The 9585-nt window shown below is 51.2% G+C and carries 11 protein-coding genes and 1 pseudogene; 5 read left to right on the forward strand and 7 right to left on the reverse strand.

Annotation, left to right across the window (positions count from 1 at the left end):
* Window positions 1–1428: DNA methyltransferase (locus TH25_RS24110; RefSeq protein ID WP_147253092.1), on the reverse strand; the 1428-nt coding region annotated here is incomplete at its 3' end.
* A gap of 582 nt (window positions 1429–2010) precedes the next feature.
* Between TH25_RS24110 and TH25_RS24115 the strand changes: the two are divergent.
* The 5 genes and pseudogenes from TH25_RS24115 to TH25_RS24135 all read left to right on the forward strand — a co-directional run.
* A pseudogene (locus tag TH25_RS24115) lies at window positions 2011–2124 on the forward strand (transposase); the annotation flags it as partial.
* A gap of 464 nt (window positions 2125–2588) precedes the next feature.
* Complete coding sequence (locus tag TH25_RS24120) at window positions 2589–2939, forward strand: TraK family protein (protein WP_147253093.1); 351 nt, start codon at window positions 2589–2591, stop codon at window positions 2937–2939.
* 180 nt (window positions 2940–3119) lie between these two features.
* Window positions 3120–4742 (forward strand): recombinase family protein, encoded by a 1623-nt coding sequence (locus tag TH25_RS24125; RefSeq protein ID WP_114090797.1) that lies wholly within the window; start codon window positions 3120–3122, stop codon window positions 4740–4742.
* Between the two features lie 202 nt (window positions 4743–4944).
* Window positions 4945–5196, forward strand: a complete 252-nt coding sequence (locus tag TH25_RS24130) for a type II toxin-antitoxin system RelE family toxin (protein WP_085595769.1) — start codon at window positions 4945–4947, stop codon at window positions 5194–5196.
* Between the two features lie 8 nt (window positions 5197–5204).
* Entirely contained in the window at window positions 5205–5591 is a 387-nt protein-coding gene (locus TH25_RS24135) for a helix-turn-helix transcriptional regulator (RefSeq protein WP_085595771.1), read from the forward strand.
* A gap of 139 nt (window positions 5592–5730) precedes the next feature.
* On the opposite strand, the gene TH25_RS24140 is transcribed toward TH25_RS24135, so the two are convergent.
* The 6 genes from TH25_RS24140 to TH25_RS24165 form a co-directional block, all read right to left on the reverse strand.
* Window positions 5731–6324: a hypothetical protein gene (locus tag TH25_RS24140; RefSeq protein ID WP_114090799.1), complete on the reverse strand. Its 594-nt coding sequence runs from the start codon at window positions 6322–6324 to the stop codon at window positions 5731–5733.
* A 322-nt stretch (window positions 6325–6646) separates the two neighbouring features.
* Complete coding sequence (locus tag TH25_RS24145; protein WP_114090800.1) at window positions 6647–6838, reverse strand: antitoxin VbhA family protein; 192 nt, start codon at window positions 6836–6838, stop codon at window positions 6647–6649.
* 82 nt (window positions 6839–6920) lie between these two features.
* Window positions 6921–7277 (reverse strand): hypothetical protein, encoded by a 357-nt coding sequence (locus TH25_RS24150; RefSeq protein WP_147253094.1) that lies wholly within the window; start codon window positions 7275–7277, stop codon window positions 6921–6923.
* On the reverse strand, window positions 7226–7963 hold the full coding sequence (locus tag TH25_RS24155; RefSeq protein WP_114090802.1) for a SprT-like domain-containing protein: 738 nt from the start codon (window positions 7961–7963) through the stop codon (window positions 7226–7228). Before TH25_RS24155 ends, TH25_RS24150 begins: the two co-directional genes overlap by 52 nt.
* Window positions 7964–7966: 3 nt before the next feature.
* Window positions 7967–8506, reverse strand: coding sequence for a hypothetical protein (locus tag TH25_RS24160; protein WP_114090803.1), 540 nt, complete (start codon window positions 8504–8506; stop codon window positions 7967–7969).
* Window positions 8499–9551: a helix-turn-helix domain-containing protein gene (locus TH25_RS24165; RefSeq protein ID WP_114090804.1), complete on the reverse strand. Its 1053-nt coding sequence runs from the start codon at window positions 9549–9551 to the stop codon at window positions 8499–8501. The genes TH25_RS24160 and TH25_RS24165 overlap by 8 nt, the downstream gene beginning before the upstream one ends.
* Window positions 9552–9585 lie beyond the last annotated feature (34 nt).

The raw sequence follows: 9585 nt of genomic DNA on the forward strand, positions 1-9585 counted from the left end.
GACGCGATAGGTTTTTGCGGGTGTCCAGATGCGAGAGCCATCCGGAATATTTTGAGGGTCTAGTTTTTCTTTCTTGGAAAGAGAACGGCGCTCTCGGTTAGATAACTCGACACGACCATAAGCGGAGCCGCCAAGTCCACCAGCTTCTTTCTTGAAATACAATTGGTTGTATTTGAGATGTTCTCGATCTTTAGCGAACCAAATTAAATAGTCTGAAACACCGGGTAGCAAGTTTGCTGTCGAACCTGTCGTTTTCTTAAAGGTTATTAAGCTTACGAAATTTTTTGAGCCGAAGACTTCACTAAGTAGTTCTGTTACATGGTGTAAATTCTCATCAGAGATCTGCACGAAGACCGATCCGCTCTCATTTAGCAGTTCCCGCGCCAAAACCAGTCGGTCACGTAGATACGTAAGGTAGGAATGGATACCCAACTCCCAAGTATCTCTGAATGCTTTGATCATCTCGGGTTCTTGGGTGAGATCGACGTCTGAGCGGTCCTTTACATCCCTCTTGTTCGTGAACGGCTGAAAGTTTGATCCGTATTTTATGCCATAGGGTGGGTCGATGTAGATCATCTGAACTTTGCCACACATGCTTTCTTTCGCCAGAAGCGAGTTCATGACCAGCAAGCTATCACCTGCTACCAGCCGGTTGGACCAGCCCTTCTCATGGTGGTAAAAATCCAAAGCCTCTCGCAAGGGTAAGTTCTCGAAAGGGGCTGCAAACAAGTCTGTTTGTCGCCAGTGCCTTGCCGCATCTTTGCCTTTCAACCTCTTTGCAGCGTTTGCAAGGATTGTTGCCGGATCGACGCGTTCGTGAACATGGAGTGAAACAGTGTCAACTTCGAAGGACGTTTTCTCTGCCTTGCCCGTCCAATTTAGGTAAGGAGCTTGCAAGTTCTTCAGTTCTTGCAATGCATCTTTCATACGTTCGGGATCTTCACTCGCTAGTGCTTCGTCAATGAGCTGTTCAATCGAACCACGTGCCATATCAAAGTTTAACACCGGATCGAGATGAGGGTCATGCTGCCAGCTTGTTTTATCCCCGTCTGGGTCTGTGTCTGCATGCACCATACCGACTTCAGGATTGTTAACTCGAGTTTGATCGTGCCGGTAGGAGAGAACTTCGTTTGGCTCAGTGGTTCTGCGCGAGGATTTCTTACGGGAGCTATTTTTAGCTTTGGGAGCTTTGGCCTCCGGCGAGGTCAACTCAAGGTTGATGACATCTGCCCGATATATTACCCCACCTTTACCGTGACCTTTTGCGATAATTCCATCATCAATCAGCTCGTCACGGGCAGACGAATACTGCTCATCGGTAAGGTTAGGGATATGCTCCCGCAGCCGTGCCAACATCGCTCCTTCGCGGATAGAGGAGCCGTCCTCAGGTGTCAGAGAAAGGATCAGATCAGTCAGTTTTTCGGACATGAAAGCTCTATTCTTGCTTGCGTTGACGTTGGTGAGGCACCGCTGGACCAATCACCGATGATATGTGCTCTGGGAAAACAAAGAGTGTGTTTTTCAATACGCAGGGAGCGATAGTTTGCCGCCCAAGTAAACCTATTTGTGCACCGTGTTTTAATATCAGCGTTTGCTTCTTTTGACCACAATCTGAATACACGTAAAGAGAGTAGGTGAAGACTAAGCTGGTAAAACTCCAATCATTTTCTGACATCCGGTCTGTGGGGACTATTTGATCAGAAGTACCATTTCTTGGAGTTGATCAAATTATGAACAGAGACGAGCGAGCGAAAGAAATAATGAGCCAACGAGATTCTCTCGCTCAAGCCTTTATCTATGAAGGCATGCCAGGCACATACGTTGCCCAGCGCGCGAACATTTGTCAGGGAAGCATCTTCTGCCAGCCAGCGCCGTATCCTCAACCGAGTGAAAGCGAAAAATCTGATCGAACTATGGGAAAGAATGAAGACACCCGACTTTGACCTTCTCCCCGAAAACAGTCGCATTTTTTGAGTGAGTTTTCCAAATTAAGGCAAAGGAGAACTCGAGATGAAGAAGCGCTTTTCAGAAGAACAGATCATCGGAATTTTAAAGGAACAGGAAGCAGGATTTACGGTGAAGGATATCATCCGCCGTCATGGTATTGCGGAACAGACTTTTTTTAGTCCAGAAATGATAGCGGTGCCGGAATCAGGTGTCAGTATCCTTTTCCACCCGTTGAGCATGGCTTGTCATGCGAATAAGACAGGAAGAACGCCTGCGTTCTGTTAGGTGGTACCACCTAACCTATCCTGCCAGACCAACGACATGGAAGAATGCAGACAAACGTTGAAACTTGTAGAATTTTCGTCACGCCCAGAAAATCAATAGAATTCATTTAAAACAGATACTTATCTACATCCATCCAAATCTCACCTTCTTGTGGTAACAGGAGATGCGGACAATCACAGACGTTTCCAGAAACACGCATAAACACATAGAATATTAAATAATAACAATATATTACGTAGGTATACCGACACCCCAAAACCATACATATACCAGAAAACATAGACACTCGTTGACACTGCCGGTAACATGCAGAAAGTCATAGAATGTATCTGTAGATCAATATGATAGGGCACGATATGCTGGAATGGGGAATGGGCAGGGTAGAAGCACTTGCTGTACAAACCGAGATTTTGGCTCGGCTAGATCAAGGCTACCCGGTAAGCCAGATTTACCGAAATTTGCAAAAATCTGGCCAGATCACAATGGGAAGAGCGGCGTTTTATCAGCATGTGGCCAAAATCAAACGCGACCGCCTTAAAACAGATACCCCGGCAACGTCAGTTCACCAGCCTGCTGCCAAATCTAAAACTCAGGGCAAAACCAAAGCAGCCAAGCCCGCTGGTTCGTTTATCGAAGGCCGGTTAGACCCGGTAAAACAGTCTTTTGAAGACACATGGGACGGCAATATTTCATCGACCGAAAGCTAATCCTGAGACTTCGTGCAAACTCTTGCGACTTCATGCAACCCGTTGAAATGTATATACAACCCAGCTAACTTTCCTCCAAAACCTATCCGTTTTGCAGGTTGCACCAGAACCATCCATGTGGATGATTAACGGCTTATCGCTCCTTCAATAATTATCTCCAAGAGCAATAGGCCAGAATACGTGAGAGTTGCCATTTATGCCCGTCATTCGACGGACCGTCAGGCCACCAGCAGCCATGACCAGATTACACGATGCCAAGCCTATTGCACGGCCAAAGACTACCAGGTCACCGACATCTATCATGATGAAGCCTTTTCCGGCGCGATGATGGAAAACCGGCCCGGGATTGTCAGTCTGCTGATGGCAGCGTTTGACAACCGGTTTGACCGCATCGTCTGCGAAGATCTCTCGCGCATCAGTCGCGACCAGGCAGACGTGGCCCATTTCTTCAAGAAAATGGTTTTTGTCGGCATTGAGGTCGAAACCATCAGCGAAGGCGTAATCAACGAGCTGCATATCGGCCTGAAAGGCACGATGAATGCGCTTTACCTCAAGGACCTGTCGGATAAGACCCATCGTGGCATGGTCGCCGCCGTTTTGCGCGGCAGCGTGCCCGGTGGCCGCACCTATGGCTATGAAATCGTCCGGGGATTGGACGAGAAGGGTGAGCTGTTGCATGGCAAGCGCAAAGTCGTTCCAGACGAGGCCGAAACCATCCGCAAGATCTTTGCCATGTATCTGAATGGCGAAAAACTGCGCCATATCTGCAATACGCTCGACCGGATGGGCATTGCCGCCCCCTCCGGCGGAAAATGGGCACCCACAACACTGGTTGGCACACGGGTACGCAAGACAGGCCTTTTGCGCAACACACTGTATCGCGGCATTGTCACCTTTAACCGCATGCAATATCGCAAGAACCCGGAAACTGGCAAAAAACTCTCGGTCATGCGCCCGGAAAGCGAATGGATTCATGTGCCGATCCCGGAATTGCAAATTATCGATGATGCAACCTTCGATGCGGTGCAGGCGATGCTGGATGAACGTTCCAGCAAGGCCGCCGAATATCGTGCCACTGTGAAGTTACGAGATCCGGTCGAAACAGACACCATTGCCAAATCGCGCATCCGCGACTGGCGGGAACGGCAGATCAAAACCGGCGGCAAAGTCTTTGCCCTGTTTGCCGGTCGCCTCAAATGCGCCCATCATAACATTCGCATGGGAGCACACTGGGCAGACCGCTATGCCTGCCGCCATCACCAATGTGCCAATCGGGCTGTCCGCTATGCCGATCTGATGGAAGCGGTGCTGGCCGCAGCGCTGCGGCTCAAGCCCGAAGACATTGCCGCCTATTATCAAAGCGACAAAATAGAGCGCAAACGCCAGCACCATGTCCGACATCTCGAAAAGTCACACCGGAAACTTAAGGATTTGCGTAGCCGCGCCGAACATGCGCTCAGCACCTTTGGCGTTGGCAGCGACACAAGCGAACTCAAAGCCTGGTTCGAGGACAATACCGAACAAATGCGCATCGCCCGCCTTGACATTGACCGGGAAAAACGCGCTCTGGCAGAGCTTTCACCGCCCGCCAACATCCAAAAGATTCACGCACATTTTGCCAAAAACATCGAAAAACTGCGTGTCTGGAGCCGCGACCCCGAAGCTGTCACCCAATTGCGCAATACAATGAAAAGCTACATCATCACCGCCCATTGGGACCCGGACGGCAAACGCTGGTATCGGACCTGCGAGATCGAATACGACTTCCCAGCCATGGTGCGTATCCTCGGACAGAAAAACTAAACCGGCAAAATTTTGCCGGTTGCCCTGTCCTAAACGTCCATACTCATTCTGTCGGCCAGCCGTGTCATGAGATCCATCCGCTCATGAAAATCGCACCAAAGACATATCCAAATTTGTTCCTTTTGTTAACTTTTGTTTATTTTTGATTGTTTTTTCCTTCGAGAAGGATTATAACGTTTACATAACCAGTGGGGACAGCACTTTGGAAATCACCTTCACCCATAAAGCAAAAAAAGGTCTGTTGCGTGTTCCGGCAAAAATCCGCAACAGCATTTTGCAGAAGCTGGACCTTATTGCTCAAAACCCACGCCGGACCGACCTTGACATCAAAAAAATGAGCGGCGTTGAAGCCTATCGCTTGCGGGTTGGCACATACCGGGCCATTTACACCGAAGATGGTGTCATTCTTGAAGTTCAGAATATCGCGCCGCGTGGCGAAATTTACAAAAGATAGGAGACATCATGTCACACCAGATTATCTATCAGGACGACAAGCCTGTTTTTGTTGTCGTTCCTTATGACGAATGGATTGCAAATCGCACCGGGGCGGAAGATGCCGACGACGCCGAAGATCTGGCAGCCCTGCACGACGCCCTGCAAAATGACGATGGACGCCGCTACCCCATTGACGTGATCAAACGGCTTTCGGCGAGCGAAAACCCGCTGAAAGTCTACCGCGAACACGCGAGCATGACACAGGAAGAGCTTGCCGCCCTTGTCGGTGTCACCAAAACCTATATCGGCCAGATCGAACGGGGAGAACGCTCCATGTCTGACCGCTTGCGCGGCAAACTTGCCGCCACCCTGAACCTTGACATTTCTGACCTTACCCCGTGGCCCCAAGACTGAAGAGAGAAAGGCGCAATAAAATGAGGGTATCCGGATTACAAGGTTGAAACAGGACTATTCGTTCGCCCTACAGCGTCAGAATGACAATCCCCGCTTTAACGGGGGACCGCCGTTCTGTGCCACGAAACACGAAGGGCGGTTAAAACTGAAATCCGATTTGCCCGGTGCTATCCGTCTTTGTAAGAACACCCTGAAAGTCGCTGCTGGAAATCTGAACAAAATCCGGCATCCGCTCCAACCGGCCCTGACGATATTTCGGATCAATATTCGTCATCTTCCCGGCTTTGGCATATTGGCAAAAAATGATGGCGGCGGCCTCATTAACGCTCACAGGCGGCCATTCTGCATAAAAATGCGACTGAAAACCCGTTTCGGAAATAAACGGCAGGTCAAGGTCAATGGCGTTGAATTCAAATCGGCTGCATATGTCGAGTGGACAGGTAAACCCCACCAACACCCGACCATGATCCGTTTCCAACACAAACAACCCGTTCTGTCCCCAATGCGGAACATCCTCGTCTTTAGCGGCAAGGGCCGCTGTCATCACCGTTCCTGCCCCGTCTGGCGCAAAGATGCCAAATTCACCCTTTGCACCATTGGCTGACACAATCAAAGCCCTGAAATCCTGTGCAGCCTTTTGCGCCGCATCACTCTCATTTGCCCTGATGGCGATATCAAATTGGCGAGCAATCTGTTTGGCAGCCTGAATATCGTGCTCTGTTGCCGTGTGCATCGTGATAATCCCTTTTCTGAATGACAACCGAAGGACCGATCTGGCCGGTTCAACTTCTTCCCGTCGTCAAAAAAGGGTGAATGCCGTCAAGCTGAATATGGGATATTCAGGCCGTCAAGGCCTGAACCGGGACCCTGATTCTGCTTTACGGCAGAGGGCGAAGCCCTGGCTCCGGCCTATCCGCACGTTCAAAGTTTCGGTCAAAGCATCTTCATGAGAATAGACAATAAGCCGTATTCCCGGTCTCCAAAAATAAACCGGCAAAATTTTGCCGGTTCGTCTATTTTTAATAGTTACATTTTCAATGTAATGATCGTCAGAACTATATTTGGACATGCCCAATACGCGCATGAAGGCGCTTCAATGCCTGATCAACGGTCAGGGACCCATTGGCGAGTTCTTGCAGGTCGCTACGGGTCTGATGATCCACCTCAAGGTCTTCGAGCTTCTGATTGGCAATAATGCTCGCCACCTTGCAATGGCGGCTGTGTGCTTCTTCCTGCGTTAAAGACACGATCCAACTCCTCAATCCGGTATCAGCAAACATTATAAATCAGAAATCATTGTTTTCCCGATGATTATACAAAGACCCCATATCAAAGAAACTCTTCAAAATGCGCACGAAACCGGGGATATTTTTCGACAAAGGCAGCCAGGTTCCTGCGCATCAATTCCAACAGGAAATCATTATCCGGATCAAGATTGTGCAATGCTTCTGCCAGTTCATGCGCCGCGCTCTCATTGGAATATTTTGGGCCCGTCAATAGTCGCTGGATTATGGTTTGCTGCGCACCAACCGACACCCGATACTCAAGTAAATTGCGAATCAGCGTGAAACCCCGACGGGCCAGAATAATGCTCTCATCCCTCGTCATGTGAAAATCTCCTAAACATTCTATTTTCAAGTCCCAACGGGCTGCATCACTGCCGCTTTGCAGGCGTTTTCGCCACATAACAGCTTCATGCCGGGCTTTCCCCAAACCTGTGCCGCACAGGACGGGCAGCGATATTTGACACGATGGGAACGGTTTTCCGCCTGAACCGGCGTCACCCGTGCCAATGCCGCCGCACTGGCCGAACCTCCTGTCAAGGCTGCCGCCAGCGCGTGGCTCGGCGGCTGCGGCGGGAAACGGTCCAGCCAGGACAGCGTAAATTCCCGGGTCATCAACTCCCGACATGCCCGATCAAACGGCCCGTCCTCAAGGATGTAATGGGTCATTTTTTCGCCCACGCGCCGCCCGCCGGGCTTTCCTGTATTGCTTGGCATCAAGCCGATGGATTCCATGCGGTCGGCCCATTCGCGGTTGTGATAGGCACGCCTGCCGGGATCACCGAAGTGATACTGCCAGAGATGTACCATCTCATGGACCAGGGTTGAGAGCGTTTGCGGAACGGTTCGCACCACGAACCAGGACGGGTTCAAGGCAACCTCATCGATACACTCGCCCGTTTCACTGCTGACAAACCGCTCGGGCGAAAAATAGCCGTAAGTATTCTTCTGACGCTGCAAGGTGATCAGGCAGGCTGGCAGCTTGTTCTCAAACAGACCAGTATTAAAATGGCTGAAAGCCTTTTGTAATTCGCCATAAAATTCGACACTGGGCAGGGCTTCGGCGAGTTTATGGATTGCACAATCCATTTTTCAGCCCTCCCATGCCGGAAACAGCCGCTGTGCCCGATCCAGAAACTGCACCTCGGCCTTTTGCGGGCTCCAGGGCAGCACATATTCCGGCAAAGGTGCGACCGAACGCGGCATAAAACCGCGCACCAGGCCCCGGTCAACTGCATCGCGATATTCCGTCACCTGCAAACGCTGGTCGATATAGGCAACTTCCTCAACCACATCGGCAGGCCACGGCCAGCACAGTCCCGCCATTTCCGTGTAAGACTTGCGGATCGGCAAAACGATCTCCGCTTCAAAACGGTGCCATATCCCAAGCTCCCGCATCTTCTGCTTAACCGGTGTGAGCAAGTCCCCGGTTTCATCTTCCTCGATGTCGTGGATCAGGGCATAGGGTGCGGCCAGACGCAAAACGTTATCGCACGCCATCACACAATGCTGGGCAACAGACACATCACAGGCCCCGTTCCAACGCCGTAAATGTGCCAGGCCCCGTGCTTTACGGGCGAATAAAAGCTGGCAGTAGGAAGAGTGTTTAACGGCAGGAAGAAGATCACGCATGACCACTCTCCTGCTGTTCGATGGCGCGCAAATTGTGGCGTACGGTATCGCGTAAACGGGCCGATTTGAGCATGGCATAGAGATAGCCCGCCGGATCACGCACGCCCTGCCGGTCTACCGCCACCATCACAGCCGCCAGCGCCGCCCAGCCATGTTTCGCCAGAGCAAATTGCCAGACGGATGGTCTTAGTTTGATCTGGTTGCTTAAAGTCCAGCGCACAGCGGCAACAACCGACTGGATCGACGCGGCAGACGGTGCTGGCCCCACCAGGTCGCACAGTTCGGCTGCGGTGAGCTGTTTTTGCAGGGTCGGTGAGGCCTGAACCATCAAAAACAGGATCTCGCCATCGACATCAAGACCGGAAATTGTCGGGCACGATCTCTGCCCGGGCGTTGCCTGCGAAGCCCCACTTTGTACAAGGTTCGTAGAACCGGGATTTATCTTGTAGGATTTAAGGGGGACAGAAATGTCCACCACCCCGGACTCTATTGCCCCGTCATCTGACTGTTTCACCATCGTCAGATCATCGCGTTCAGCCTTCGCCTGTTCGCGGGCGGACTCTATCTTCTGTTCGATAAATTCTGCCGCCTGGTGCAACTCATGCAGCCTTGCTGCGATCGGACGCAAGTCAATCCCGGCATTGCCGTCCGAACGCCGGTTCGAGGCTGAATAACGCCGAACAATCCAGTGATTAGCCTCCAGCAAACATAATGCCCGCCGGATTGAGCGTTCATTCTTACCAGTCAATTCCGCCAACCGCCGATTACCCGGCCAGACCATCAAACGGCCACTGCGCCAGGCCCGCACCTCATAGACATGCTCAATCAGCAGAATAAGAACCCGAACGGAAAGATCGGTCAAACAGGGAGATAAGCAGGAAATCGCCCGGCTCACCAAGCCAACGACCGACGCTGTGGTCACATCGTTACAGCCGGTAAAACCGTCACATAAGGCGAGCAAATCGCCATAACTTTCCGTCCGTCGAGCAAGGCCCGGGACGGATTTTGGCCCCGAAGAGCAGACTCCAGAGTCGTTCAGATTCATATATTTGTCGGCACAGGCCGGTTATTTGCTTTTG

The sequence above is a fragment of the Thalassospira profundimaris genome (assembly GCF_003326755.1).
Taxonomy (GTDB): domain Bacteria; phylum Pseudomonadota; class Alphaproteobacteria; order Rhodospirillales; family Thalassospiraceae; genus Thalassospira; species Thalassospira profundimaris_B.